We start from the raw sequence: 26,841 nt of genomic DNA, 5'->3' as shown, positions 1-26,841 counted from the left end.
ACGGGACCACCCGGAGGCCGGAGGAGCAGGCCCTGGGCGGACTCCGCCCCCGCGGCACGACGCCCCCGGAGCCCGGGCTCGGTCGCGGCGGCCGACCGGCCCGGTCCCGCACCCGGCGCCGACAGCGCCGCGCCCACCCCGGCTCCGGCCGGGTTCCGCGGGACGGGGCGGGCCGCCGAGCGAGGAACGAGCGGCAGGCGCGGCCGAGGATGCACCGTCCCCGTCCCCCGGGCGGCCGGACACGGTCCGAAGCCAAGCGCAGGACCCGGAAAGCACAGCCTAGAGGCTGGCGCCCGCCTCACCGCCGACGAGCGCCTCGACACCGCTCGCGGGCATCGGGCGGGCCACCAGGAAGCCCTGGCCGTGGTCGCAGCCCATCCCCCGCAGCTGTTCGAGCTGCTCGGGGCGCTCGATGCCCTCGGCCACCACCTGGACGCCCAGGTCGCGCCCGAGCTGGATGATCGTGTGGGTGAGCAGCGTGACCGTGTCGTCGCGGCCCAGGTCCGCGGTGAACGACGGGTCGATCTTGATCGCGTCCACACTCAGCTCGCGCAGGTGTGCCAGGGAGGCGTAGCCCATGCCGTAGTCGTCGATGGCCAGGCGTACGCCCAGCGCGCGCAGCTCACCGAGGCGCTCGACGGCCTCGGCGCTGTCACCCAGCAGGACGTCCTCGTCCACCTCCAGGGTGAGCACCTCCGCGGGCAGGCCCGTCTCGGCGAGGACCTCCTCGACGGTCCGCACGAAGCGCGGCGACAGCACCTGCTTGGCGGACAGGTTCACCGACAGACCGATCTCCCAGTCCGAGATCCGCCACACGGCGACCTTCGCGCAGGCCTCCCGCAGGATCCACTCCCCCAGGGGGACGATCATCCCCGACTCCTCGGCCGCCCCCAGGAAGGTGTCCGGACCGGCCACCTCGCCGTCGCGGTCCCAGCGCACGAGCGCCTCGACCGCCGTCACCTGGGAGGAGCCCAGGTCCACGATCGGCTGGTACTCCAGGAAGAACTCACCGCGCGCGAGCGCCTCGCGCAACCGGATCTGGAGCTCCAGGCGGGAGACGACCGTGTCGTGCATGTGCGCCGCGTACACCTCCACGTGGCCGGTGCCGCGCTCCTTGGCGCGGGTCATCGCCACGTCGGCGTTGCGCAGCAGCTCCCCGCTGTCGATCGTGGGCTCGGCGAAGGCCACGCCGATGCTCGCCGTCAGGACGATGTCCCGGTCGGCGACCTGGAACGGTTCGGACGCGATCGCCCGGCCCAGGCGCTCGGCCAGGTCCACCACCTGCTGGGCGCGCGGCATCTCCTCGATCAGGACCGCGAACTCGTCCCCTCCCCAGCGCGCGAGCGTCGCGGAGGACTCCAGCTCGCGGCGGAGTCTGCGGGCCGCCTGTCCCAACAGGTGGTCGCCGCGCACGTGCCCGGCGGAGTCGTTGACGGCCGTGAAGCCGTCCAGGTCCAGGAAGATCACCGCGACGTCCCCGGCGGGCTCGTCGCTGATCGCCCGGTGCGCGAGCACGTCGCTGGCCCGCTCCTCCAGGTAGGCGCGGTTGGGCAGTCCGGTGACGCCGTCGTGGAAGGTCAGGTGCTCCACCTCGTCCTGGAGCGCCACCTGCGCGCTGATGTCCCGGGTGGTCACCAGGAGCCGCGCCGGCTCGCCGGGCTGCTCGTACAGCGAGACCGTCGACTCGGTGTGCCGCCACGTCCCGTCCGCGGCGCGCACGCGCAGCCGCAGGTGGACCCCCCGGCCACCGTGACCGGTGAACAGGTCGGTGACGGCCTGGGTACGTGACAGGTCCTCGGGGTGGATGAGCGCGGTGACCGGTGCGGCGAGCACGTCGTCGAGCCGGTAGCCGAACGCCTCCGCCGTGCCCGGGCTGGCGTGGTGGACGGCGCCGTCGCGGTCCACGATGAGGATGACGTCGCCGCTGTTGCGCGCCAGCTCGTGGAAGTGCCCCTCACGGTTGCGCACCATGCGTGCCAGCGTGGAGTTCTCCTCCAGCATGCCGACGACGCGGACGAGCAGCACGACCACGGCGGTTCCCGCTGCCAGCGGGAGTACCGCGGCGACCCCGGGCAGCCCGAGCGCGGCCACGGTGAGGACCACGGTGGCCACGAGCAGGGCGCCGATGGCCGCGAGTTCGGGGGCGAAACGGTACAGTCCCCGGCCGGTGATGCGGCGCGGGGTCGCGGCCTGGCGGTGCTCGACCAGCCACGGCAGCGCGCCCAGGGCGGCGAAGCCCAGGAGCTTGACCGGGTACTCGATCCCCCCGGCCACGGGCGGGCCGGTCAGCCGGGTGATCGCGCCGATCAGGTCCGCTCCGGCGATGAGGATCAGCGAGCCGATCGCCCAGAGCACCGCCCGCCGCGTGCTGTGCGGCGACATGAACACCAGGGGCACCAGCAGGCACAGCACGACGATGTCGGCGACCGGGTAGACCAGGGCGAAGCCGAGGAAACCGGCGCCCTCCCCCAGCTCGCGGTAGAGCGGCGCGAAGATCAGCAGCCACACGACGGAGAACACGGCGGCCGCACACACGTAGCTGTCGGTGATATGCCTCAGGGCGGTCCGGAGCCCTCCGGGCCACGGCGCGAACCGGGTGAATCCGACTACGAAGAGTGGCAACGCGGTGAGAGCGAAAAGATCACCCAACGTGAGCGAGAACACCGAACCCGAGCTGAGCAGACCCGTGATCCCGTGCGTGAGGCCGCCCAGGCACCAGGCGAACGCGGCGAAGGCGAGGTTGCGGAGCGCGGCCGCGCCGTCGGCGCCGTCCGCGTGCGCGCCCCGGTCGGCGCCGGTGGCCGCCCAGCGGCGCGAGGCGAACAGCAGGGACACCCCGGCCGCACCCGCCGCGAGCGTCGTCGGCCACTCCCCCAGGGCCGCGGCCAGGGTCCCGCCCGGCGTGGGTACGAGCGTCAGCGAGACGTGGAACAGGAACAGCGCCCCCACCCCGACCAACCACAGCTGACGTGCCCTGTCGCCCATCACCGGCCTCCCCGGGTGCGGGACACGGAGTGTGCGGCGTCTGGCCACCGTCGGGCTCTCTCCTCGGCCATGGGGCACCACCCTCGTGTCGATCGACTCCGGGCGCGGCACGGCACCCGAACACCTCGGCCCGCCGTCCACGCCCCACGGGCGCGCGGCGGACCGGCGTCCGACAGCCCCGAAGGGCACGCACACCCCCGTGTTCGGACACCCTACGCAACCAAGGTCACACAGCGATTGAGGACCGACAGAGAGTTGACGTCAGAGCAATGACACTCCGTAACCGTCAGGCGTGCGCCCGGCTTCCCCGGCGCACGCCCGCTCCGGGTCACTTCGCGCCGAGCTTCTCCAGGATGAGCTCGCGGGCGCGGCCCGCGTCGGCCTGGCCCCGTGTCGCCTTCATGACGGCGCCGACGAGGGCGCCGGCCGCGGCCACCTTGCCGCCGCGCACCTTCTCGGCGACGTCGGGGTTGGCGGCGATCGCCTCGTCGACGGCCGAGCCGAGCGCGCCGTCGTCGCTGACCACCCTGAGGCCGCGGGCCTCCACGACGTCGTCGGGTTCGCCCTCGCCGGCCAGGACGCCCTCGACGACCTGACGGGCCAGCTTGTTGGTGAGCGTGCCCTCGGCGACGAGCGCGATGGTCCGGGCCACCTGTCCGGGCGTGATCGGCAGGGAGGCCAGTTCGACCTCCTGCTCGGTGGCGCGGCGGGACAGCTCGTTCAGCCACAGCTTGCGGGCCTCGGCCGACGGAGCGCCCGCGGCGACGGTGGCCTCGACCAGTTCGATGGCGTCGGCGTTGACCAGGTCGCGCAGCTCGGTGTCGGTGAGCTCCCACTCGGCCCGGACCCGGGCCCGCTTGGCGGCGGGCAGCTCGGGCAGGGTGGTCCGCAGCTCCTCGATCCACTCCTCCGAGGGGGCGACGGGGACCAGGTCGGGGTCCGGGAAGTACCGGTAGTCCTGGGCCTCCTCCTTGGAACGGCCGGAGATGCTGCGGCCGGTGTTCTCCTGGAAGTGGCGGGTCTCCTGGACGACCTTCTGCCCGTCCTCGAGTACACCGGCCTGGCGCTCGATCTCGGAGCGCACGGCCCGCTCGACGGAGCGGAGGGAGTTGACGTTCTTGGTCTCGCTACGGGTGCCCCACTCGGCGGCGCCGCGCTCGTTGACGGACACGTTCACGTCGCAGCGCATGGAGCCCTCCTCCATGCGCACGTCGGAGATGCCCAGGGAGCGGACCAGGTCGCGCAGCTCGGCGGCGTAGGCGCGGGCGACCAGCGGCGCCAACTCGCCGGTACCGGTGATGGGCTTGGTGACGATCTCCAGCAGCGGGATGCCCGCGCGGTTGTAGTCGACGATCGAGTAGTCGGCGCCGTGGATCCGGCCGGTGGCACCGCCCACGTGGGAGGTCTTGCCGGTGTCCTCCTCCATGTGGACGCGCTCGATGTCCACGCGGAAGACCCGGGGACCCTCGGGGGTGTCGACGGTCACGTCGAGGTGGCCGTCGACGCAGATCGGCTCGTCGTACTGGGAGATCTGGTAGTTCTTCGGCATGTCCGGGTAGAAGTAGTTCTTCCGGGCGAACCGGCCCCAGGGGGCGATGGAGCAGTCGAGCGCCAGCCCCAGCCGGATGGCGCCCTCGACGGCCTTCCTGTTGACGACCGGGAGCGAACCGGGGAGCGCGAGGCAGACCGGGCACACCTGGGTGTTGGGCTCCGCACCGAACGCGGTGGGGCAGGAGCAGAACATCTTGGAGGCGGTACCCAGTTCGATGTGGGTCTCCAGGCCGAGTACGGGTTCGTACTTGACCAGCGCCTGCTCGTAGGCCACCGGAGTGGGGCCGCTGTTCGGGGCAGTGCTGGGAGTTACCGCGTGGGCCATCGCCGCAAACCCGTTTCCGTAGAGGACATACCTTCCAGGTCAGCCTACCGAGGGTATGGGGGTAACCAGCCCGCCCGTCGCCCTCCACCACCCTCAAGGGCCGCCTCCGGCGCAGCACCCCCCACTTCGTCGCCCTCCACCACCCTCAGGGGCCGCCTCCGGCGCAGCACCCCGCTCCCATGCGACACGGATGTCACGGCCAGCACACGATTGCGCCGCTGTCCGGCCCTCCCGCGGTCACGGAGGGTACCGGGACGTTAGTCTGGGTGGTCCGAGATCGTGGTTTCGTCGGCCGGACTCCGCGTCCGCCGCCCTTTTCCTGGGAGCATGTGAGCGTGTGGAGCATCCTGCGTCGGTGCACCGCCGTACTGACGTCGGCCGCCCTCGTCAGCGGGCTGAGCGGCGTCCCCGCGGCGCTCGCCGACGACTTCTCCCGGGTGGACCGCAACCCCGTCCAGGGCGGCGAGGTCGTCCTCGCCGACGGGACCGAGGCGCCCACCGCCCTGTTCAGCCTCCGTGTGGCCGACAGCGCCTCGGTGAGCGCCTACACGGCCGAGGCCGACGGCGAGGTGCGTCCGCGTGCCGCCTACGTCGAGTCAGTGTGGGATGACCATCCGCGGTGGACCGAAACCGAGGCGGTGACGGACCCCGCGGACCAGGCGGCCTGGGTGGTCGCCAACTCCTACCCCCACGTGACGCTCACGGACCTGGCCCTGGCCTCGGAGACGGTCTTCCTCGACGAACGCCAGGCGATCGCGGGCACCCAGGCCGCGCTCTGGCACGTCCTGGACGGGGCGGAGCTCGATCCCGACGCCAACGACGCGACCGTGACCGCGCTGTACGAGTACCTCATCGCGGGCAGCGCGGACGCGCCCGACGAACCCGGCGTGCCGTCCCTGGAGATCACCCCGCCCCAGTTGGAGGCGGTGGCGCCCGAGGAGCCCCTGGGCCCGCTGACCGTGACCAGCTCCGGCTCGGAACCCGTCAGGGTCTCGGTCCGTGGGGCTCCGGCGTCGTGGCTGGTCGACGCGGACGGCGACCAGGTGCGACGGGTGCGCGACGGGGACTCGGTCTACCTCGACGTGGACCCGTCGGTCCCGGCCGGGGTGGTGACCCTGCACGCGCGCGGGAACGACGTGCCGCTCGCCGGCGGCCGCCTGTTCACCGGACGGGACGGGGTGCGCACGCAGCCCCTGGTCACGGCCGAGCCCGGGACGGCGACGCGTTCGGCGGCGGCGACCCTCACCTGGCGCTCCGAGGAACCCGAGGAGATCGCCGGCCCCGCCCCCGGAACGCCCGCGCCCTCCGCTTCCGACCCCGGGTCCCCGGCCGCCGGCGCGGACGCTCCTGAGGCCGGGGTGCCCGACACCACACCCTCCGACTCCCCCTCCGGAGAACCGGAGGAAGAGGGCGCGGACGAGGACCTCGCCGGTACCGGGACCTGGCTGTCGGGGCTGCTGATCATCGCCGGTGCGCTGGTCGTGTCCGGCCTGATCATCCTCGTTCTGGGGCGTAAGCGCCGGAGCTGAGCCGCTCGCACCCGGGTACCGCCCCGCACCGTGATCGGGACACGGTCTGACGGGTTTTGTCCATGCCCGATTCACGGACAAATTCGGTGGAGTGGGTTGGAAGAGGCCGAGCCGGTCGCTAGTATCGTCCGCGCGGCAGACATTCCACGACGAACGCGGCCCGCTCCCGCGTTGGCGCCCCACCGATGACGCGTCCACCCCACGGACGCGGTGCCACGCTTCCGGACCGTCCGGTGAACGCCCCAGACGGCTGCGACGACCCCCGACAGACTCGTCCCGCCCGCCGCCCGTGGAGGCCGTGCCCGTTGCACCTCCCGTTTCCACCCGTACGGGCCCACCGGTAACCCCTAGACACACCGGGACACAACTTGACTGACCTGAACTTCCCCCGTTCCGCCGCCCGGATCGGTCTCACGGCCACCGTGGCGGGTCTGCTCGCCTTCGGTCTGGCCGCCGCCCCCGCGGCCGCGGAGCCCGAACCCTACGAGGGCTCCGTCCGTGGCCGGTACGTCGGCAACGCCGAGAGCGGCGAGACCATCGGGATGAACGGCGAGCGCACCCGGGTGAGCCTCTTCAACCTCCAGTTGGAGAACGGCGACACGCTCACCACCTACTGCATCGACCTGGAGACGGGCATCCGCAGTGACGCCTGGTACCGCGAGGACGCCTGGGCCAACTACCCGGGCCGCGGTGACTTCGCCCAGCCCGCGCTGGTGCACTGGGTCCTCCAGAACGGCTACCCGGCGGCGAGCGCCGACGAACTGGCCGAGGCCGCCGGTACCACCGGCCGGACCACCGACGCGCAGGCGCTCTCCGCCACCCAGGCGGCCATCTGGCACTTCAGCAACGGTGCGGAGCTGACCGAGGCGCACCCGAACATCGAGGCGATCTACGAGTACCTCATCGGTGAGGCCGTCGAGCTGCCGCAGACCGCCGAGCCCGACGCCACGCTGAGCATCACGCCGGGCGAGGCCTCCGGCCAGGCGGGCGAGACCGTCGGCGAGTTCCTCATCGAGACCAGTGTCGAGGGTGAGATCCCGGTCGACCTCGGCGCCGGCGTCCCCGAGGGCGTCGCGCTGGTCGACCTGGAGAGCGGCGAGGCCGTGGAGGCCGTCGAGAACGGCGACACCGTCGGCTTCTCCGTCCCCGGGGACGCCGCGGACGGTTCCGCCTCCTTCAGCCTGTCCACCTCCGCCACGGTGCAGACCGGCCGCCTGTTCAAGGGTGAGGAGGTCGAGACCCAGACCCTCATCACGGCCGAGGAGGGCGAGGTCGACGTGACCGCCTCCGCCTCCGCCGAGTGGGTCGCGGCCGACGAGCCCACCCCCTCGCCCAGCCCGAGCCCCAGCCCGACCCCGACGCCGGAGCCCACCCCGACGCCGACCCCGACGCCGGAGCCCACCCCGACCCCGGAGCCCACCCCGACGCCGGACGACAACAACACGCCGTCCCTGCCGGTGACCGGTGGCGCTCTGGCCGGTCTGGTGGCCGCCGGTGTCGCGGCCCTGGGTGCCGGTGCCGGTGCGATCTACCTGAGCCGCAAGCGCAAGGCCGCCGACAGCGAGTCCCTGGAGGGCTGACGCCCCCGGGACCGCCGGTGAGCGGTTGAGCACGCGAGGGGCCCGTCCACGTGTGGACGGGCCCCTCGTTCTGTGTGTGGACAGCCGTGTCGGCGGGTCGCGGAGCCGGACGCCCCCCGCGGCGGACGCCGGTCGCCGCCCCGTCCGTACACGCGTGTGCCCGCCGTGTCGGACACGGCGGGCACAGGCGGGATCCGGCCCCCGCGGGACCGGAGCGGAGACGGGCTAGACCGCGTAGGGGCTGCGGGCGAGCAGGGCGCCGTCGCGCTCGGAAAGGGCGCGCTCGACGGCCGCCGCGACCCGGTAGGTGCGGTCGTCGGCCAGGGGCGGAGCCATGATCTGGAAGCCCACGGGCAGGCCGTCCTCGGGCGCCAGGCCGCACGGCACCGACAGCGACGCGTTCCCGGCCAGGTTGGACGGGATCGTGCACAGGTCGGCCAGGTACATCGCCATCGGGTCGTCCAGGCGCTCGCCGATCGGGAACGCGGTGGTCGGCGTGGTCGGGGAGACCAGCACGTCCACGTTCTCGAAGGCGGCGTCGAAGTCGCGCTTGATGAGCGTGCGCACCTGCTGGGCGCTGCCGTAGTAGGCGTCGTAGTAGCCGCTGGACAGGGCGTAGGTGCCCAGCATGATGCGGCGCTTGACCTCGGCGCCGAAACCCTGGGCGCGGGTCAGCGACATGACCTCCTCGGCGCTGCGCGTGCCGTCGTCCCCGACGCGCAGGCCGTAGCGCATGGCGTCGAAGCGGGCCAGGTTCGAGGAGCACTCGCTGGGGGCGATGAGGTAGTACGCCGACAGCGCCGCGTCGAAGCTCGGGCAGGACAGTTCCACGACCTTGGCGCCCAGGGACTCCAGGAGCTCGATGGTCTCGTGGAAGCGCTGGCGCACGCCCGCCTGGAAGCCGTCGCTGTCCAGCTCCTTGACCACGCCGACCCGCAGGCCGTCGATCTCGCCCTGGCGGGCGGCGTCCACGATCGGCGGCACCGGCGCGTCGATGGAGGTGGAGTCGTGCGGGTCGTGGCCGGAGAACGCGTCCTGGAGCAGGGCCGCGTCGAGCACGTTGCGCGCGAACGGGCCGGGGGTGTCCAGGGAGGAGGCGAAGGCGATCATCCCGTACCGGGAGGAGCCGCCATAGGTGGGCTTGGCGCCGACCAGGCCGCACACGGCGGCGGGCTGGCGGATGGAGCCGCCGGTGTCGGTGCCCGTGGCCAGGGGCGCCTGGAAGGCGGCCACGGCCGCGGAGGAGCCCCCGGAGGAGCCGCCGGGGATGCGGTCGGTGTCCCACGGGTTGCGGGTGACCTGGTAGGCGGAGTTCTCCGTGGACGAGCCCATGGCGAACTCGTCCATGTTGGTCTTGCCCAGGATGACGAGCCCGGCCTCGCGCAGGCGCGCGGTCACCGTGGCGTCGTAGGGCGGCTGCCAGCCCTCCAGGATCCTGGAGGCGGCGGTGGTGGGCATGTCCTTGGTGGTGAACACGTCCTTGTGCGCCACGGGGACGCCGGCGAGCGGCCCCATCTCCTCACCGGCTGCGCGACGGGCGTCCACCGCGCGGGCCTGGGAGAGCGCGGACTCGCGGCCCACGTGCAGGAAGGCGCCGATCTCCTCGTCGACGGCGCCGATCCGGTCCAGGTAGGCCGTGGTGGCCTCCTCGGAGGACACCTCACCCGAACGGATGGCCGCGCCGAGTTCGGCGGCGGTCAGGCTGACGACCTGGCTCATCTACTCCTCCTCCCCGAGGATCCGCGGTACCCGGAAGCGCTGGTCCTCCACCGCGGGGGCCCCGGACAGGGCCTGCTCGGGCGTGAGGCAGGGCCGGGCCTCGTCGGGACGGTAGACGTTGGTCAGCGGCAGCGCGTGCGAGCTGGGCGGGATGTCGCCCTTGGCGACCTCCTGCACCTTGGCCACGGCGGTGAGGATGTCACCGAGCTGGCCGGCGAGTGTGTCGAGCTCGCCCTCGTCGAGCGCCAGCCGCGACAACCGGGCGAGGTGCGCGACCTCATCGCGGGTGATGGCGGTCATCAGAACCATTTCTTCGGCGGACTTGGTGTACCGCCCCAATCCTATGGCTCCGTGACCGGTCCCGGTGCCGACCGGGGAAGGAAGCGGTGACACGCGGAGGGCTGGCGGCCGGACGCGCCGGACGGGACGCCGCGGCCCCGCCCGCCGAGCCAGCCGGTGACGTCGCGGGCGGCGAGCGCGGGGGCGAAGTAGTGCCCCTGCGCGGTGTGGCAGCCGGTGTCGCGGGCGGCCTGGGCGAGTTCCCGGGTCTGGACGCCCTCGGCGGTGGCGTTCATGCCCAGGGCGCGCACCAGCGCGATGGCGGCGCGCACGACGGTGTGGCCGTTGTCGGAGTCGTCGGTGAGGCGCGTGGTGAAGGACTCGTGGATCTTGACCTCGTCCAGGGGGAGGCCGGCGAGCTGGGCGAGGGTGAAGTGGCCGGTGCCGAAGTCGTCGAGGGCCAGCCCGACGCCCAGACGGCGGAGCGCGCGCACGGCGGCGGTGGCGGCCTCGGTGTCGGTGATCAGTGCCTGCTCCCCGATCTCCAGGACGAGCTGCTCGGGCGGGACGCCGTGGTCGCGCAGCGCGGCGGCCACGGTGGCGGGCAGCGCCGGGTCGAGGAGCTCGCGCATGCTCAGGTTCACGGAGACGGGCAGGTCGATCCCGCCCTCCCGCCAGTCCGCGACGCGGGCGAGGGTGGTGTCGAGGACCTGGCCGGTGAAGGCCCGGAACAGGTTGGACTGCTGCACGACCGGCATGAACTCCTCCGGGGCGAGCAGGCCCCGGGAGGGGTGGCGCCAGCGGGCCAGGGCCTCCAGGCCGACGGGGCGCCCGTCGGCGAGGCAGACCTTGGGCTGGTAGTACATCTCCAGGGCGCCCTCGGTCAGGCCGCGCCGGAGTTCGCTGAAGAGGCTGAGCCGCGCGGTGGAGTTGCGGTCCTTGCCGGGGTCGTAGGACTCGACGCCGGTCCGGCCGCTCTTGGCCACGTACATGGCCACGTCCGCGCGTTGCATGAGCAGTTCGAAGTCGGGGGCGTCGCCGGGGAAGAGCGCGATGCCGATACTGGCCTCCAGGTCGAAGTCCATGCCGTCGAGCCGGACGGGCTCGGCGAGGGCGTCGCGCAGTCGGGCGGCCACCTCCCTCGCGGAGGCGGTGTCGCGGACCTTGGGCAGCAGGACGGCGAACTCGTCGCCGCCGAGCCGCGCGACGAGGTCGCCGGGGCGCACGCTGTGGGTGAGCCGCTGCGCGACGGTCTGGAGGAGGCGGTCGCCGGTGGGGTGGCCGAGGGTGTCGTTGACCTCCTTGAACCGGTCGAGGTCGAGCAGGAGCAGGCCCACCCTGCGGCCGCGCTGCTGGGCCTGGCCGATCTCCTGGCGGGCGCGGACGGTGAGTCGGCTGCGGTTGGCCAGGCCGGTGAGTTCGTCGTGGTTGGCCTGGTGGTCGCGCTTCACCGACAGCTGGGCGCTGGTGTACAGGGCGCCGAGGGGCACGGCGAACAGCGGCACGTAGAGCAGGGAGTGGGTCATGGCGGTGACGACGAGCGGAGCCAGGCTGAGCAGGACGCCGTTGACGTAGACCTGCTGGCCGAGTCCCTTGTACATGACCTGGGCGAGGGGCGAGCGTTCGTGCATGGCCACGGCGCACATCACCAGGACGCGGTTGACCGCGAAGTAGGCGGCCCCCGCGGCGGCGACGGCGAGGAGCTCGCCTCCGCCGGGCATCCAGGGGACGGCCAGGACGGCGGGCAGGACCAGGCGCAGGACGGCGTCGGCGACGCCCAGGGAGAGGGTGTACTGGGCGGCGTTGAACGCGGTCCGGTGGGCGGCGTGGCCCCGGACGAAGCCGCCGACCCCGGTGGCGACGGCCTGGAGGAGGGCGGCGACGGGCAGCCCGAAGAAGAGGACGACGGCGAAGGAGAAGGGCAGGGAGGTGGGGGTGCCGCTGTTGGGCGGCTGGCCGGGCATGGAGATCGGCCGGAGCTCGCCGAGGACGATCATGCACAGCAGGACCCACAGGAGCGGTTCGGACATGAGCGCCTGGAGCTGTGCGAGGCCGAGTTCGAGGCTGGCGAAGACGAGCAGGCCCAGTCCGGCGAGCATGGTGCTCGCCATGTACAGCCAGAGTGGTGTCCCGACGCGGGGACCGATGTCCCTGGTACTGATGGGGTCCTTCATCCGTGGTCCTCGTGAGGGGGACGCGGAGGACGACGGCGCGGGTGGCACCGCCGCTCCTGAGTGTCGAGGTTCCCACGAGACGGCCACCCCTCATAGCCGAATCCGGGATTTGGATGTGTCCACATCCGGGCGCTTGATGTCCAGCTTACGCGGTTTCATCACCAACTGTCGCACGCCAGAAACTATCCGTGAAACACGGTGCGTAACATGGGTGGGACGACGGCGGTCGCAGCGCCTGCGGGTTCCGGTCCCGCTACCCGAGCGGCTGGGTGAAGCGCGGCGTACGTGGTGCCGGAGGGGTCGCGGAAGGCGCGGCCGCGGACGCCGCGGGGCTGGCCCGTCGGCTCCCGGAGCACCTCGGCGCCCGCCGCGCCGACGCGCTCGAACGTGGCGTCGCAGTCGTCCGTGGCGCAGATGACACCGCGCGGCACCCCCTCGGCCAACAGCTCCGCCATGGACCGCCGGTCCTGCGCCGAGGCGTTCGGATCGGCGACGGGCAGTTCCAGCACGATGTCCCCGTCCGGTTGCGAGGGCGGCCCGACGGTCACCCAGCGCATCCCCTCGAAGCTGACGTCGTCGCGCACCTCCAGGCCGAGGGCGTCACGGTGGAGGGCGAGCGCCCTGTCGTGGTCGTCCGCGGCCCTCGGTGGGACGGCGGCGGCCGCCCCACCCCGGCGGCGGCGCTAGGGGGACTCCGTGCCCCCGTCCTCGTCGGCGGGCGGGTTGATCCGCGCCTCGGCGGCGGCCTCCGGGCCTGATTCGAGCAGGATCCCAAAGCCCTGTTCGTCGAGGATCGGCACGCCGAGCTTGACCGCCTTGTCGTACTTGGAGCCGGGGCTCTCCCCCGCCACCACGAAGCCGGTCTTCTTCGACACCGACGACGTCGCGCGCCCCCCGCGCTCGGCGATCGCCTCCTTGGCGCTGTCGCGGGTGAAGCCCTCCAGACCGCCGGTCACCACGACGGTGACGTCCTTGAGCACGTCCGTCTCGTACTCGTCGGACCTCTCGTCCTCCATGCGGACACCGGCGTCGCGCCACTTGCGGACGATCTCGGCGTGCCAGTCGACCTCGAACCACTCGCGGATCGACGTGGCGATGGTCGGGCCGATGCCGTCGACGGAGGCCAGCTCCTCCTCGCTCGCCTCGCGGATGGCGTCGAGCGAGCGGAAGTGGCGGGCCAGGTCCTCGGCCGCGCGGGGACCCACGTGCCGGATCGAGAGGGCCACCAGGACCCGCCAGAGCGGTTTCTTCTTGGCCTCCTCCAGCTGCTCGAAGAGCTTCTCGACGGTCTTCTTCGGCTCCCCCTGCTTGTTGGCGAAGAAGGACACCACCTTGGGATCGCCGGTCTTGGGGTCGGTCTTGGGCTCGGTGGTGTCGGGGTCCAGGACGTGGGTGCGGATGGGCAGCAGCTGGTCGACGGTGAGGTCGAACAGGTCGCCCTCGTCGCGCAGCGGCGCCTCGGCGGGTTCGAGCGGCTGGGTGAGCGCGGTGGCGGCCACGTAGCCGAGCGCCTCGATGTCCAGGGCCTTGCGGCCGGCGATGAAGGCGACCCGTTCGCGCAGCTGGCCCGGGCAGGAGCGGGCGTTGGGGCAGCGCAGATCGACGTCGCCCTCCTTCTGCTGGCCGAGCCTGGTTCCGCACTCGGGGCAGTTCTCCGGCATGACGAACTCGTGCTCGCCGCCGTCACGCAGGTCGGTGACCGGGCCGACGATCTCGGGGATGACGTCGCCCGCCTTGCGCAGGACCACGGTGTCGCCGATGAGCACGCCCTTGCGGGCGACCTCCTGCGCGTTGTGGAGGGTGGCGAACTCGACCTCGGACCCGGCCACGACCACCGGCTCCATGACGCCGTAGGGGGTGACGCGGCCGGTGCGGCCCACGCCGACCTTGATGTCGACGAGCTTGGTGGTCACCTCCTCGGGCGGGTACTTGTAGGCGATCGCCCAGCGGGGGGCGCGGCTGGTGGAGCCCAGCCGGCGCTGGAGGGAGAAGTCGTCGACCTTGATGACGATGCCGTCGATCTCGTAGGCGGGCACGTGCCGGTCGCGCTCGTAGCGGGCGACGTACGCGCGGACCGCCGCCATCGAGTCGACCACCTCGTAGCGGTCGCTGAGCGGCAGCCCCCACTCTCCGAGGAGGGTGTAGGCCTGGGACTGGCTGGTGAGGGCGACGCCGTCGGGGGCGTCCCCGCCGCCCGCCGGTTCGTAGGCGCCCACACCGTGCACGATCATCGACAGCGGGCGGGTGGCGGTGACCCGGGGGTCCTTCTGCCGCAGCGATCCGGCGGCGGCGTTGCGGGGGTTGGCGAAGGGGTGCTCGCCCGCGTCGGTGATGCGCCGGTTGAGCTTCTCGAAGGCCTCGACCGGCAGGAAGACCTCGCCGCGCACCTCCAGGAGTTCGGGCGCGGGCCGGACGGAATCGTCGAGGCGCTCGGGGACGACGTCGATGGTGCGGACGTTGAGGGTGATGTCCTCGCCGACGCGGCCGTCGCCGCGGGTGGCCGCGCGCACGAGGCGGCCCCTCTCGTAGACGAGGTCCACGGCCAGGCCGTCGATCTTCAGCTCGCACAGGTAGGAGGCGACGGGAACCTCGGCACCGGCCCGGTCGGCCCAGGAGTTGAGCTCGTCGACGTCGAAGGCGTTGCCCAGGCTCTCCATCCGGACCAGGTGCTCGACCTCGGTGAAGTCGACGCTGATGGGCGCGCCGACCTTCTGGGTGGGTGAGTCCTGGGTGACGAGGATGGGGAAGCGCTGCTCGATGCCGCGCAGCTCCTCCATCAGGGTGTCGTACTCGGCGTCCGAGACGATGGGTGTGCCGAGGTAGTAGCGGTAGCTGTAGTCGTCCAGCTCCTGGCACAGCTCCTCGTGGCGGGCGCGGGCCTCGTCGGGGATGTGGATGGTGTCGTCGTGCGCGCTCACGTCCTGCCTTTCTGCTGCTCTCATGCTCGCCTGCTGCGGTCGCGGCCCCGGGGCGGGTCTACCTGCGGGGCTCGTCCCGCAGGACCCGGGCCCCCGCGCGTGCCGCGGTGAGGGCGGCCCGCGCGTGCCCGGGCGAGGCACCCGCAAGACCGCACGTGGGGGTGGTGACCACCGCGCGGGAGAGCAGGTCAGGGGTGATTCCCAACCGGTTCCAAAGCTCGCGTACGGGATCGACGGTAGCGGCCGGGTCGGACAGTCGGGGGGAGCGCGCCGCAGGCGTTCGCCGGGTGCGCCCGGCCCCTCCGCGCAGCGGCCCCCGGGCGGTGGCGGACGACGGTCGGGCTTCGGCGGGCGTGCCGTCCAGGGACGGGACGACACCGAGCAGCAGCCCGACACCGGCCTCGACGGCGGTGCCGAGCATCTCGTCGTGGTCGCGGTCGAGCAGCAGGGCGTTGAGGCTGAGGGCGCGGGCGCCGCTGCGGCGCATGAGGTCGATGGGGGCCCCGGCGGCGCAGCAGTGGGCGACGGGGACGGCCCCGGCGTCGTCGAGGGCGGCGAAGAGGACACGCAGGGCGGCCTCGACGTGGACGCGGTCGACGGCGGGCAGCCGCCCGTACCCGCTGGCGGTGGGGAGGGAGCCGAGGAGGACCGCGGGCAGGGAGGGTTCGTCGACCTGGACGAGGAGCCGCGCGCCGGGGACGCGCCTGCGGACCTCGGCGACGTGGGCCAGGACGCCTTCGAGGTGGGATTCGGCGAGGTCGCGGCGGGCGCCGGGGTCGGAGACCAGGCGCTGGCCGGAGCGGAGTTCGACCGAGGCGGCGAGGGTCCAGGGACCGGCCACCTGGACCTTGAGCGATCCCGTGAAGCCGTGCGCGTGCTCGGTGAGCGCGTCCAGGTCGTAGGACATGAGGCTGGTGGCGCGGGCGAGGTCGCGGCCGGGGCTGTCGGCGACCCGCCACCCGCTGGGCTGGACCTCGACGGGGAAGTCGACGAGAAGTCCGCCGGTGCGGCCGACCATGTCGGCGCCGACGCCGCGCGCGGGGAGTTCGGGCAGGTGGGGGAGGTCGGGGAGTTCGCCGAGGATCGTGCGTACGGCCTCGTCCGGGTCCTCGCCCGGCCAGGACCCGACACCGGTCGCGGAGGCGTCGGGCCAGGGGTAGGGGTGCTGTTCGCTCACGTTGCCCAAGGTTAGGGCAACGGAGGCGGTCGGGTGCGGGACCGCGGGCGCGGTCGTGTCCGGGAGCTCACCGTGTCCGGGACCCGGTGCGGTCGCGTCCGCAGCCGCGGGGACGGCTCCGGCCGGGCCGGAACGTTCGGGGGACACTCGGATCGGGGGTTTCGGGTGCCCTGGACGGAGGTGCGAGGCGCCCCCGTGATCGGGCGTGGGCGCCGGTCCCTACCCGCCGCCACCCGGACCCGACGGCCTGTGGACCGCCATCGGTCCGGTCCCCTCCGCGCCGACGGATCCGTCCGCCCCCGCGTCGGCCGCCGCATCCGTGCGACCGCTCGTCGCCGTACCGGTCCGATCGCTGGTCCCGGCCCGCGGACTCTCCCGGCGCCGCGCCCGCAGGACGAGCGCCCCGACGACCACCACCGCCAGGGCCATCACCCCGACCGCCACCCACGGCGATTTCAGGAAGAGCTCCCACCAGGCGCCGACCACCCCGGAGAACACGACCGACCACAGCCCCGCCCAGATCAGCGATCCGAGGGCCATGGCCACGAGGTAGCGGCCGAACCGCATCCGCATCGCGCCCGCCGACAGGTTGACGGCGGTCTGCACCCCCACGGTGAGGAAGCTCAGGGTCACGACGGGGGCGCCGTAGCGGTCGATGCGCTCGCGCGCGGCCTCCAGGCGGGGCCCCAGCCGCCGGCCGGTCCTGCTGCGGGACACGCCCTCGCCCAGCCCCCGGCCGATCCAGTAGGTGGCCTGCACCCGGAGCAGGATCACGCCGAGCAGCGTGAAGTAGACGATCCAGAAAGGCTGTCCCTCCAGGAAACCGAACTCAGGCATGGACCAGGCCCCCTCATCTCGCCCGCAACTATGCTATGCCTTACCTAACTTCGACAAGAGGGGGCGGGCACCGCGGAGGGTGTTCCTCCCAACAGTCCAGGTCATGCGCGAGGACCGGGCGTCAGCGGGAGGCCCCGGAGGAGCCCGCTCCGGCCTCCTGCGCCCTCGCGGTCGCCGAGATCGTCGCCGACCCGAGCACGGTGTCGCCGTCGTAGACCACCACCGCCTGCCCCGGCGCCACACCCGTGGCGGGCTCGGTCAGCCGCACCGCCAGTTCGGGCCCGTCCTCGCCGTCGCGCTGCACGACGTTGGCCGGGTACACCTCACCGTGGGCGCGCAGCTGCACCCGGCAGTCGGTGGGCTCGGTCAGCGGCGCGCATCCGCTCCACACCGGCCGCACCCCGGTGATCCGGTCGACCCTGAGGGAGTCGCGCGGCCCGACGGTGACCGTGTTGTCCACCGGCTCGATCGAGAGCACGTAGCGCGGGTGCGCCGCCCCGCCGAGCCCCAGGCCCTTGCGCTGGCCCACCGTGAAGGTGTGCGACCCCTCGTGGGTGCCCACCACGTTGCCGTCCTCGTCCTGGATCGGCCCCGGTCGGGCGCCGATCCTCCGGTTGAGGAACCCGGCCGTGTCGCCGTCGGCGATGAAGCAGATGTCGTGGCTGTCGGGCTTGTCCGCGACCGACAGGCCCCGGCGCTCGGCCTCGGCGCGCACCTCGTCCTTGGTGCAGTCGCCCAGCGGGAACATGGCGTGGTCGAGCTGCTCGGCGGTGAGCACGCCCAGGACGTAGGACTGGTCCTTGCGCTCGTCGACGCTGCGCACCAGGCGGCCGTCGAGCTTGCGCACGTGGTGTCCGGTGGCCACGGCGTCGAAGCCCAGGGCGACCGCCCGGTCGAGCACGGCCTCGAACTTGATCTTCTCGTTGCACCGCAGGCACGGGTTGGGCGTGTTGCCCGCCTCGTACTCCGCGACGAAGTCCTGCACCACCTCGCGGTCGAACTCCTCGGACATGTCCCACACGTAGAAGGGGATGCCGATGACGTCGGCGGCGCGCCGGGCGTCGTGGGAGTCCTCCACCGTGCAGCAGCCCCGCGCCCCCGTGCGGTAGGACTGCGGGTTCTTGGAGAGGGCCAGGTGGACGCCGGTGACGTCGTGGCCCGCCTCGGCCACCCGGGCCGCGGCGACCGCGGAGTCGACCCCGCCGGACATGGCTGCCAGTACACGCAAAGTCATAGTGCCGTCCAGCGTATGCGGCGTGCGGGGGTCCCGGCCACGCGAATACCCCGCTCCCGGCCGACCCGCCAGGTGCGCGGCGAGGGTGGTCGCGGGCTTCTGCGAAAATCGTCGTATGGCTCTGTTCCGTCGTCGCCGCCCCGCCGACTCCACCACCGCCGTCACCGCCTTCTGGGACGCCTGGCCCGAGGTGCGTGAAGCCCTGGCCAACGCCGTGGAGTCCGCCCAGCCGGCTCCAGCCGAGGTCTCCGACCGTGTCACCTCCCTGGTCAAGGACATCCATCCCGACCTCGACTGGGAGGTGGGGCGCCCGCCGGAGCAGAAGGGCGGTGGCGTCGAGGACCTGGACCTGTCCCCGGACGTCGATCCGAGCGCGCTCCTGGAGCAGCTCGCCGCGCTGGACGACCCGTCCAGGCTGACCGGTGGCCCCACCTACGCCATGACGCTCCGCCCCGGCCCCTCCGACTCCGCCCGCGTGATGTCCGAGCGCTGGGCCCGTTCGGCCCCCGACGACGAGCAGTGGGGCTTCCAGCCGGTCCGCCCGGCCGACCACGAACGCCTGTCGTCGGTGCTGACCTGGGGCGGCCACGAGCTGGACCTGTCACACACGTCGGTGTCCCTGCGCGTGAACCAGGCCACCGGAAAGATCGAGGTCGGCGTCTACCACCCCGACAACATGTTCCTGCCCGAGGAGGTGCGCAAGGGCGTGGCCGAGGACGTCACCCTCCTGGCGCTGGGCGAGGACGACATGGTGCGGTGGATCGGCAGGGTCGACTCCCTGGACGAGCCGCCGCTCGACCCGCTGCCGCCCACGTCGATGCCCTCCGTCACCCGGCAGATGGCCGACCTGCTGGGCGGTGCCGGGGGCTGGGTGACCCTGGAGGGCACGCACCCGCTGTTCGGTGCGGTGCGCGTCCTGGTCCGCCACCCGCTCACCCGGCGCGACTTCCCCGCGCTCTCCCTCTACGTGCAGGTGGTCGTACCGTTCGCCGCCATGGACGCCGAGAAGCGGCCGGTCGAGGCATCCGAGGCGGCCCTAGGCGACCTGGAGGCGCGGCTGGAGGGCGTGCTCGGCGAGAACGGGGCCCTGTTCGCCCAGAAGACCGAGCGCGGCGAGCGCCACTACCACTTCTACCTGGACCCGGAGTCGGGGGTGCTGCCCGAGTTCGAGGCCCAGTTGGTCGACTGGCCGGAGGGGAAGGTCAAGCTCCGCAGCGAACTGGACCCCGAGTGGGCCTGGTTCAACGCCTTCCGCCGCCAGTACCGGCGCGAGCTGGGGTCCTAGGACGCTGGGCCGCCCCCGGCGCGCGGGAGAGGGCCCGCCGGCGGGTCCCGCACCACGGGTTCCCCGCAACGGGTCCGCGTCGCGTGGACCCCGGTGGAACTGTCAGGAAAGGAACAGTTCGCCCCTCCCGACGGCCCCGGGGAATATCCCGGCGCAATCCCGCCCGAACACCGGCCGTTGACCGGATCCCGACCCTCGGGGGCGTACGTCAAGCGCGGACCCTGTGCCGGACATCTGGCGCCCAAGCCTGAACAGGCGTAACGTGTCCTCCCCGCCAGGAGGATGATCCGGGTTGTGATGGACGGTGTGCTGACACGATCGCCCACACGCCGGCCGAGGAGATCCGCGGTCGGCGCGCTCCTCACCCTGTGTCTGGTCGGATCCCCGCTGATGGCGCTGTTCCCGGTCGGGGTCTGGGAGGCCGCCCGGGCGCTGGCGCTGAGCGGTGCGGTCGAGTGGGTCCTCCTGCTCGCCCCGGTGATCGTGGGGGCCATCCTGCTGATGCTGTGGCTGGCGGCGCGCTGGCTGGAGGGGTCGGGTATCCGACATCCCACCATGATCGCCGCGTTGGTGACCGCGACCGCCATGGCCACACCGGTGGTCGTGGCCTACCTGGCCCCGGCGGCCACCCCGCTGCCGGGCGGCCTCACCGTCAACATCGCCTTCCTGACCGGGACGATCACCACCGCCGCCCTGGGCTCGTGCCTGCTGGTGGAGCGGTTCCCGTCCCCGGCAGCGCCCGGCCCGCTGGTCGCCGCGGCCGTGGCCGCGACGGCACTGGTGTCGCTCCCCCTGCTGTCGGACCTCATGCGCTCGTGGGCGGGCGCCGAACACGCGCGGGAGCAGATCACCGGGTTCGAGCACACGATCGGCGTCCTGGACCATCCCGAATGGACCCCGGAGGAGGTCCACGAGGTCAACGGCGGGCTGCGGCTCACCTACCGGCACGCGGGCGGCGCGACCGTCCACGTGCTGTCGTGGGGTGACTCGGAGCTGATCGACCCCGACGACGAGGGTGTCCGCGCGGGCTGCGACTTCCCGGGGGTGCGGTGCCGGGCGTCGGACGGGACGGTCCTCATGGACCGGGGACCGGGCACCCCGGACGAGCTGCGCGTCCGGTTGGACGACGGTGCCGTCGTCAGCGTGGCCTCGGAACCGGGCGGCGTCCCCACCAACCTCGTCGGCCTGGTCCCGGACCTGCGCCCGGAGAGGTCCGGTGACCGCGACCGCCTCGTCGGGGCCGTCACCGGCTGAGCCCCTCCCCGACCGGGTCCCCGACAGGTTTTCCAGGTTCTCCCGCGCGCGTGGTCACTCTGTGCGACGATCACCACCATGGGTGAGAAGACACGCCGCGTCGCGCTCCTGCGCCACTCCACCGCCAGTTGGTCCCACGACGTCGACCACGAACGCCCGCTGTCCGACCGCGGTCGCGAGCAGGCCCCCGCCTCGGGGCGCTGGCTGGCGCGGAACGGACCCGACTTCGACCTGGTGCTGAGCTCGACGGCGACCCGCTGCCGCGAGACCTGGGGACTGGCCGAACCCGAACTGTCCGCGCCCTCCAGGACCGTCTTCGACGAACGGCTCTACGAGGCGGCCCCGAACGACCTGGTCGGCATGCTCCACGAGACCGACGACGACGTGGACGGCCTCCTGATCGTCGGCCACAACCCCGGCCTGCACTGGCTCGCCGACGCCCTCACCGGCGAGGCCGACAGCGATCTGCTCGCGCGCCTGAACCTCTCGGGCTTCCCCGCCAGCTCCGTCGCGCTCCTCACCTTCGAGGGACCCTGGCACGAGGTGGAGCACGGGGTCGGCCGCCTGGTCGGCTACTGGACCCCGTCCGGCTGACCGGCGCGGCCCCGGATCTCGCCGTGGGAGGACCCCGGAGCGAAGGTGTGCGTGTTCCGCCGTCGTCGGCGGCGGCCGCGCAGCTCACGCAGGTCGGCGGCAGATCCTGGTGGCCGCACAGCAGTTGGGGTCCGGAGACGGACTCACCCGGTCGGCTGGTTTGGGCCCCGTGTGCTCGCCCCGGCCTGGACCGGGTCGACGGGGAATCTTCGGTGGCGCGGGACCGGTCCGGCCAAGCGTGTCCGCCCGGTCCGTCCCGGGCGGTTTCGGAGCGGCGCAGGTCCGGGGCCGGGTCGGCGACCATCAGAGCCGCCGCGGAGCGTGCCCGGCCGAAGGCTTGTCCACCACACCTGTGGCGGGCGGTGGGGGTGCTCCCGGGAAGGATGCGGTGACCGAGAGGGACGACACCAGCGCGGTGGTTCGCGCATCGGTGTCGTCCCCAGTGTGGGAAGACCCGGAGTTCCGGGCCTCCCCACGCGAGTCGTCCCGTGTGACCGGAGGGTCAGCGGTTGTCGCCGAAGAAGTGGTCCGTGGCCGCGTCTGTGGCTGCGCCGCCCGGGTCCTCGACGATGCCGCCGACGGTGTCGGCCTGTTCCTGGAATCCCTGCACCGTCTCGGCGGCCCCGCCGAAGGCCTCCTCACCGTAGGCCTGGGCGCTCTCGGTGGCGGCGCCCATCGTGTCCTCGCCGAAGGACTGCGCCGTCTCCTGCGCGGCGTCCAGCCCGCCGCCGGCCTCGGCCACGGTGTCGGAAACTCCCTGTGCCGCCTCCTCCGCAGCCCCTCCGAAGAGGCCCTTGAACCAATCGATCATGTCGTCGAACATCGCTCACTCACTTCGTAGGCTCGCCCCCTTCGTACCGCCTTGACATAAGCGGACCGTAAGGGAGCAGGTCAGCAGCGTGACCACGGTGAGGCGAAACGATGCTCACGGGTCACGTGCGCCCCGTCCGCATCAGGAGCCGCCTCCGGCCGGGAGCGGTATCCGTCCGACGGTCGGTCATCGCCGCCGATGCGGGCCACCGCGCCTCCGTGAGCGTCGGGTTTCCTTCGCCGGGGCCGGGTGTGCGGTGGCGGGAGTACGACTCCCGGCGGGGGTGCGGGACCACCGGCCGATCGGATGGAGCCGGGGCCGTCGGTTCCCGGGGCGGACCCGGGGTCGAGGCCGTGGCCCGGCGCGGTTCCGGGGCTGGGGTGTGCCCCGTGTGGGGCCGGAGCACGAGCAGCAGTTCGTCGACGCCCTCGGCCTCCACCAGCCCGTCCGGGGTCATCACCCAGTAGGTCTGGGTCGACTCGCCGAACCACATCACCAGGTGCGGGCACCTGGCCTGGACGGCCGCCGCCCTCGCGTGTTCGCGGGCGTACTCGGCACGGTGTCCGCCGCGCAGGGGAAGCGACCGCGCCCGGATCCCCCGGCAGGTCGGGTGGTCGCAGCGCTCGCACTCCGGGCCGTGTGTCCGGCCGGTCCCGGGCGACCGGGGGCGAGGGGGTGCTGCCGCCGCCACCGTCGCGGAGGCGGGAGAGGTCGGGGCGCCACCGGAGCGGGCGAAGGGGACGCTGTTCACGGTCATCGAGTCCTGCCTGTGGTCGTGGGGGCGGGTCGTCGTACACGCGGGGGATGCGGGGTCGGGGCCGGGCGCGGGGGCAGGCGTGCCCCGCCCCGTGGTGGCATCAGGCCGCGGGGGACGCGTCCCACAGGCTGTCTTCGAGGTCGAAGGCGAGGTAGCACCAGACGTGCCTGGTCCGACCGCACGCCCTGCTTCCCCAGTCGGTCGCGAACGCGTCCACCAGGGCGAGGCCCCGGCCTGACTCGACGCTGAGGTCGAGCCCGTTCGGGTCCACGGCGGGGACTCCGGACCGGGCGCAGCCGCCGGTCCCGCCGTCCCGGCAGACCAGGTGCAGGCCGTCGCGGTACCGGTCGACCACCAGGCTGTAGGTACCGCCGGGGAGCCCCGAACACGTGTGCCGGACGGCGTTGTTCGCCAGCTCCGACCCGAGGAGGGTGAACAGGTAGCGGTAGTCCTCGGACCGGTTCGCGGCGCAGGTGTCGAGGAACGCCCTGACCAACGGCATCACGGCGGGGGTGCCGGGGAAGTCGTAACGCCGGACCCGGTAGTTGGAGCGCTCGGGTCGCCCGGAGAAGTAGTGCCTGCACCGGGGCTGGATGAGGGTCGCGAGCGGCACGGTGACCTCGCCGAGGTCAGCCGTCCGAAGGGTTACGGGCATGGCGAGCACACTCCTTGACATGTCGGAGTAGGGACAAAAGGGATGAATTGTGCCCGCAACAGATGAGTTCGAGAATCCCGGGACGCCGGGATGGGGCACGGCGTAGCCTGGCCAGCGCGAACCAACAGTCATCCAGCGCCCTTCGGCTACACTTCAATACTCTGATTGAAATTCAGCCCCGTCAAGCGCCCTGCTGAATTTCCGAGAAGTTCCTCGGGAGCAACCCTCACATGACCACACAAAATCACCCGAGAAGCCCCTCAATCCGACGGCGACGCCTGTCAGCAGAACTGCGCCGTGCGCGCCAGGAGATACCGCTAACCAGCAAGAACGCGGCAAAATCACTCAAATGGTCTCCCGGCAAGCTCAGCATGATCGAGAACGGCGAGATTCAGACCATAAAGCCGGGTGATTTGGACAAATTGCTTGATCTATACCAAATCGAGGATCTCTCGAAGCGCGAAGCCCTCCATCAACTCGCACGCGACGCGAAGATCCGAGGTTGGTGGACCCAGTACAAGGACGTCTTCAAGAGCGAGTCCCTCCCGGACTTCGAAGCCGAGGCGTCCAACCTACGAACTTACGAGGCTCAGGTCATCCCAGGGCTGCTCCAGACTCCGGACTACACCGCTGCGCTACTCAGGGGTGGTCGCTTCACGAGCCCAGAGGAGATCCAACGGCGTGTAGAGGCCCGTATGGCTCGCCGTGAGATCCTCACGCGTTTCAACCCGGTTATCTACCGAGCCGTGATTGACGAAGCCGCGTTCCATCGCCTCATGGGATCCTCGGAGGTGACGATTCAGCAGCTCAAGTACCTGCTGCACATGGCTCAGATGCCTCACATAGACATCCAGATCCTGCCCTTCAGCAAGGGGTCGCACGCGGGCCTCGCGGGCCCGTTCGTCATCCTGGACTTCCCCAACCCACTGGATCCGACGATCATCTGCGTTCCCACACTGACAGACGTTCTGTACCTCGAAGAGCCAGATGACATCAACCTCTACACTGCAACCTTCGGAGACGTTCAAGGAGCCGCCATCTCTTCGTCGGAGTCCGCTGAGTACCTCGCTGACCGGATCAAGACCTTGGAGACCACCAGATGAGAACCCCGAAGTTGGCTTTCCACAAGAGCAGCTACAGCGCACACGACGTCAACTGCGTCGAGGTCGCCCACATCCCCACGAACTTCCGGAAGAGCAGCTACAGCGGCCGGGACGTCAACTGCGTCGAGGTCGGCGACCTTCCCAGCGGGGCCGCCATCCGCGATTCGAAGCACCCCAGCGCTGGTTACCTCCCCTTCCCCACCGGCGAGTGGTCCTCCTTCCTCAGGACCGCTCGACTCTGACCCCCTCCTGGCCCCCACACGCACAGCACCCGGACGCCACACCCCTCACGGCCTCCGGGTGTTCGGCTGCCCAGGGCCGCTAGTTCTCACTCACGGGTGGGCTCATCGGCTGCTCGTCTCGCTCACGCACCAACCGCTCAAGCCGTTCGACCTGCTGGCTCAGCTCGGCGAGTCGGTCCATCACCGCCTTGTGCTGGACCTCCTCCAACTCCTGGTCCTCGGCCCACATGGCCTTGTCGACCTCCTGCTCCATCGACGTGACGATCACGCCGATCACGAGGTTCAGGATGATGAAGGTCGTGAGCACGATGTAGACGACGAAGAACATCCAGCCCATCGGATGGTGGGTGAGGACGGCGTCGGCGACGTCCGGCCAGTTCTCCGTGGTCATCACCAGGAACAGGGTGTACAGCGTCGTCCCCAGGTCCCCGAAGTACTCCGGCACGTTCGTACCGAACAGCTGGTGCCCGAGAACGGCCGCGGAGTAGATGATCACCAGGAGCAGGCCGATCACGGTGCCCATCCCGGGGGCCGAGCGGAACAGGGCCGTGATGATCATCCGCATCTGGGGCACCGCGCTGATGATCCTCAGGATCCGCAGCACGCGCAGCACCCGGAGCACGGAGAACGGACCGGTCGCCGGGACCACGGAGACAACCACGACGAGGAAGTCGAACCAGTTCCAGGCACTGCGGAAGTACTGGCCCCGCCAGGCGTGGATCTTGAGCGCCAACTCGATGATGAAGAGCCCGATGAAGACGCGTTCCACCACGAGGAGATACGGCAGGGCGGAACCTCCGTAAGTGGCCAACCCCAAAACGGCGGCATTCGTGAGGATCACCAGAAGCATCAGGCTGGAGAACCACCGACTCTCCACCATGCGTGTGACCTGATCACGCCGCAATGTCACGCCCCCTCCGTAAATCTCACCCCCATTCGGGCAGCCAGCGACCAAATATAGCGAAGGAGTCGGCCCGCCCTTTGGGCCACTTCCCGCTCTACCGAAAGTGAGCCCGGATCGCGGATGCGGTCGGTTCAGGGCAGCGGTGGTGTAGCGCCACCTGGGTGCGACATCCCACACCCCTGTTTTCGGATGGGGTTCGCCCCTCGGCACCGAGGACCGTAAGTGACACGGTCACACCCCGCCCTCGGGTACACACCGGAGACCGGGAGGGGAACAGCGATTCACGGGGGACGGGGAGCCGCTGGTATCTTCACAGCTGGCCGCGGCAAGGGAGCCCGTGCCGTCGGACAGCGCCCGCGACCGAGGAAGATGCATGCCGGAGCTGAAGTACTTCACCGGGTCGATGAACTCGGGTAAGAGCACGATGGCTCTCCAGGAGCACCACTCACGCGGTGGTGAGGGCGTTCTGTACACGAAGCAGGACCGCGCCGGGGCGGGCATCATCTCGTCGCGCCTGGGCCTGACGTCACCCGCCGTCGAGGTCGGCGACGACCTGGACCTGTACGACGACATCGCCGAGCGCAAGGTCCCGTACGTCATCTGCGACGAGGCTCAGTTCCTGTCGTTCAAGCAGGTCGGCCAGCTCGCCGGGGCGGTCGACGGGATGCGCATCGACGTGTACTGCTATGGGATCCTCACCGACTTCCAGGGGCGGCTGTTCCCGGGTTCGAAGCGCCTGGTCGAGCTCGCCGACAAGATAGAGGTGCTTCCCGTGTACGCGCGCTGCTGGTGCGGTGAGCGCGCGACGCACAACGCGCGGGTCGTGGACGGCGTGATGGTCTACGAGGGCGAGCAGGTGCACATCGGGGGCAACGAGTCGTACACGACGCTGTGCCGCCACCACTTCATGGCCGGTGTCGCCTGACCC

At 71.7% G+C, this 26,841-nt stretch carries 22 protein-coding genes; 8 read left to right on the top strand and 14 right to left on the bottom strand.

Going from position 1 to position 26,841, the window contains the following annotated elements:
• Nucleotides 1-279: 279 nt before the first annotated feature.
• Together ACTVAJ_RS08720 and gatB are read right to left on the bottom strand one after the other, a co-directional pair.
• Complete coding sequence (locus ACTVAJ_RS08720) at nucleotides 280-2,985, bottom strand: putative bifunctional diguanylate cyclase/phosphodiesterase (protein ID WP_470387566.1); 2,706 nt, start codon at nucleotides 2,983-2,985, stop codon at nucleotides 280-282.
• A 328-nt stretch (nucleotides 2,986-3,313) separates the two neighbouring features.
• Complete coding sequence (gene gatB, locus ACTVAJ_RS08715; RefSeq protein WP_470387872.1) at nucleotides 3,314-4,810, bottom strand: Asp-tRNA(Asn)/Glu-tRNA(Gln) amidotransferase subunit GatB; 1,497 nt, start codon at nucleotides 4,808-4,810, stop codon at nucleotides 3,314-3,316.
• 386 nt (nucleotides 4,811-5,196) lie between these two features.
• Here gatB and ACTVAJ_RS08710 point away from each other — a divergent pair, with 386 nt between their 5' ends.
• Complete coding sequence (locus tag ACTVAJ_RS08710) at nucleotides 5,197-6,390, top strand: thioester domain-containing protein (protein ID WP_470387565.1); 1,194 nt, start codon at nucleotides 5,197-5,199, stop codon at nucleotides 6,388-6,390.
• A 368-nt stretch (nucleotides 6,391-6,758) separates the two neighbouring features.
• Nucleotides 6,759-7,970: a thioester domain-containing protein gene (locus tag ACTVAJ_RS08705; protein ID WP_470387564.1), complete on the top strand. Its 1,212-nt coding sequence runs from the start codon at nucleotides 6,759-6,761 to the stop codon at nucleotides 7,968-7,970.
• A gap of 225 nt (nucleotides 7,971-8,195) precedes the next feature.
• On the opposite strand, the gene gatA is transcribed toward ACTVAJ_RS08705, so the two are convergent.
• The 8 genes from gatA to mnmA all read right to left on the bottom strand — a co-directional run bounded on the left by gatA (nucleotide 8,196) and on the right by mnmA (nucleotide 18,308).
• Nucleotides 8,196-9,689 (bottom strand): Asp-tRNA(Asn)/Glu-tRNA(Gln) amidotransferase subunit GatA, encoded by a 1,494-nt coding sequence (gene gatA, locus ACTVAJ_RS08700; protein ID WP_470387563.1) that lies wholly within the window; start codon nucleotides 9,687-9,689, stop codon nucleotides 8,196-8,198.
• Nucleotides 9,690-9,989: an Asp-tRNA(Asn)/Glu-tRNA(Gln) amidotransferase subunit GatC gene (gene gatC / locus ACTVAJ_RS08695; protein WP_470387562.1), complete on the bottom strand. Its 300-nt coding sequence runs from the start codon at nucleotides 9,987-9,989 to the stop codon at nucleotides 9,690-9,692. It abuts the gene before it with no gap.
• Between the two features lie 41 nt (nucleotides 9,990-10,030).
• Nucleotides 10,031-12,142, bottom strand: coding sequence for a putative bifunctional diguanylate cyclase/phosphodiesterase (locus ACTVAJ_RS08690; RefSeq protein ID WP_470387561.1), 2,112 nt, complete (start codon nucleotides 12,140-12,142; stop codon nucleotides 10,031-10,033).
• 182 nt (nucleotides 12,143-12,324) lie between these two features.
• On the bottom strand, nucleotides 12,325-12,726 hold the full coding sequence (locus ACTVAJ_RS08685) for a VOC family protein (protein WP_470387560.1): 402 nt from the start codon (nucleotides 12,724-12,726) through the stop codon (nucleotides 12,325-12,327).
• 99 nt (nucleotides 12,727-12,825) lie between these two features.
• On the bottom strand, nucleotides 12,826-15,084 hold the full coding sequence (gene ligA / locus ACTVAJ_RS08680) for an NAD-dependent DNA ligase LigA (protein WP_470387559.1): 2,259 nt from the start codon (nucleotides 15,082-15,084) through the stop codon (nucleotides 12,826-12,828).
• A gap of 34 nt (nucleotides 15,085-15,118) precedes the next feature.
• Complete coding sequence (locus ACTVAJ_RS08675) at nucleotides 15,119-16,237, bottom strand: methionine synthase (RefSeq protein ID WP_470387558.1); 1,119 nt, start codon at nucleotides 16,235-16,237, stop codon at nucleotides 15,119-15,121.
• 219 nt (nucleotides 16,238-16,456) lie between these two features.
• Entirely contained in the window at nucleotides 16,457-17,074 is a 618-nt protein-coding gene (locus ACTVAJ_RS08670; RefSeq protein WP_470387557.1) for a DedA family protein, read from the bottom strand.
• Between the two features lie 121 nt (nucleotides 17,075-17,195).
• On the bottom strand, nucleotides 17,196-18,308 hold the full coding sequence (gene mnmA, locus ACTVAJ_RS08665; protein ID WP_470387556.1) for a tRNA 2-thiouridine(34) synthase MnmA: 1,113 nt from the start codon (nucleotides 18,306-18,308) through the stop codon (nucleotides 17,196-17,198).
• Nucleotides 18,309-18,423: 115 nt separating this feature from the next.
• Here mnmA and ACTVAJ_RS08660 point away from each other — a divergent pair, with 115 nt between their 5' ends.
• The 3 genes from ACTVAJ_RS08660 (at nucleotide 18,424) to ACTVAJ_RS08650 (ending at nucleotide 21,441) form a co-directional block, all read left to right on the top strand.
• Complete coding sequence (locus tag ACTVAJ_RS08660; protein WP_470387555.1) at nucleotides 18,424-19,593, top strand: DUF695 domain-containing protein; 1,170 nt, start codon at nucleotides 18,424-18,426, stop codon at nucleotides 19,591-19,593.
• Between the two features lie 390 nt (nucleotides 19,594-19,983).
• Nucleotides 19,984-20,847, top strand: coding sequence for a hypothetical protein (locus ACTVAJ_RS08655; RefSeq protein ID WP_470387554.1), 864 nt, complete (start codon nucleotides 19,984-19,986; stop codon nucleotides 20,845-20,847).
• 78 nt (nucleotides 20,848-20,925) lie between these two features.
• Entirely contained in the window at nucleotides 20,926-21,441 is a 516-nt protein-coding gene (locus tag ACTVAJ_RS08650) for a SixA phosphatase family protein (RefSeq protein ID WP_470387553.1), read from the top strand.
• A 502-nt stretch (nucleotides 21,442-21,943) separates the two neighbouring features.
• Here the strand turns inward: ACTVAJ_RS08650 and ACTVAJ_RS08645 are convergent.
• The 3 genes from ACTVAJ_RS08645 to ACTVAJ_RS08635 all read right to left on the bottom strand — a co-directional run bounded on the left by ACTVAJ_RS08645 (nucleotide 21,944) and on the right by ACTVAJ_RS08635 (nucleotide 23,664).
• Complete coding sequence (locus ACTVAJ_RS08645) at nucleotides 21,944-22,252, bottom strand: hypothetical protein (protein WP_470387552.1); 309 nt, start codon at nucleotides 22,250-22,252, stop codon at nucleotides 21,944-21,946.
• A gap of 121 nt (nucleotides 22,253-22,373) precedes the next feature.
• Nucleotides 22,374-23,009, bottom strand: coding sequence for a hypothetical protein (locus tag ACTVAJ_RS08640; protein WP_470387551.1), 636 nt, complete (start codon nucleotides 23,007-23,009; stop codon nucleotides 22,374-22,376).
• 100 nt (nucleotides 23,010-23,109) lie between these two features.
• Nucleotides 23,110-23,664, bottom strand: a complete 555-nt coding sequence (locus ACTVAJ_RS08635; protein WP_470387550.1) for an ATP-binding protein — start codon at nucleotides 23,662-23,664, stop codon at nucleotides 23,110-23,112.
• Nucleotides 23,665-23,894: 230 nt separating this feature from the next.
• Between ACTVAJ_RS08635 and ACTVAJ_RS08630 the strand changes: the two genes are divergently transcribed.
• Nucleotides 23,895-24,767, top strand: coding sequence for a helix-turn-helix domain-containing protein (locus tag ACTVAJ_RS08630; protein WP_470387549.1), 873 nt, complete (start codon nucleotides 23,895-23,897; stop codon nucleotides 24,765-24,767).
• Nucleotides 24,764-25,009, top strand: coding sequence for a DUF397 domain-containing protein (locus tag ACTVAJ_RS08625; protein WP_470387548.1), 246 nt, complete (start codon nucleotides 24,764-24,766; stop codon nucleotides 25,007-25,009). Before ACTVAJ_RS08630 ends, ACTVAJ_RS08625 begins: the two co-directional genes overlap by 4 nt.
• Nucleotides 25,010-25,088: 79 nt before the next feature.
• Here ACTVAJ_RS08625 and ACTVAJ_RS08620 read toward each other — a convergent pair whose 3' ends face one another.
• Complete coding sequence (locus tag ACTVAJ_RS08620; protein ID WP_470387547.1) at nucleotides 25,089-25,889, bottom strand: ion transporter; 801 nt, start codon at nucleotides 25,887-25,889, stop codon at nucleotides 25,089-25,091.
• A 397-nt stretch (nucleotides 25,890-26,286) separates the two neighbouring features.
• Between ACTVAJ_RS08620 and ACTVAJ_RS08615 the strand changes: the two genes are divergently transcribed.
• Entirely contained in the window at nucleotides 26,287-26,838 is a 552-nt protein-coding gene (locus tag ACTVAJ_RS08615; RefSeq protein WP_470387546.1) for a thymidine kinase, read from the top strand.
• Nucleotides 26,839-26,841 lie beyond the last annotated feature (3 nt).

Source organism: Nocardiopsis sp. KDC1DS13DA1 (genome assembly GCF_055632325.1).
The sequence above is the reverse complement of the archived record's forward strand: the minus strand, read 5'-3'. Positions and strand labels throughout refer to the sequence as shown.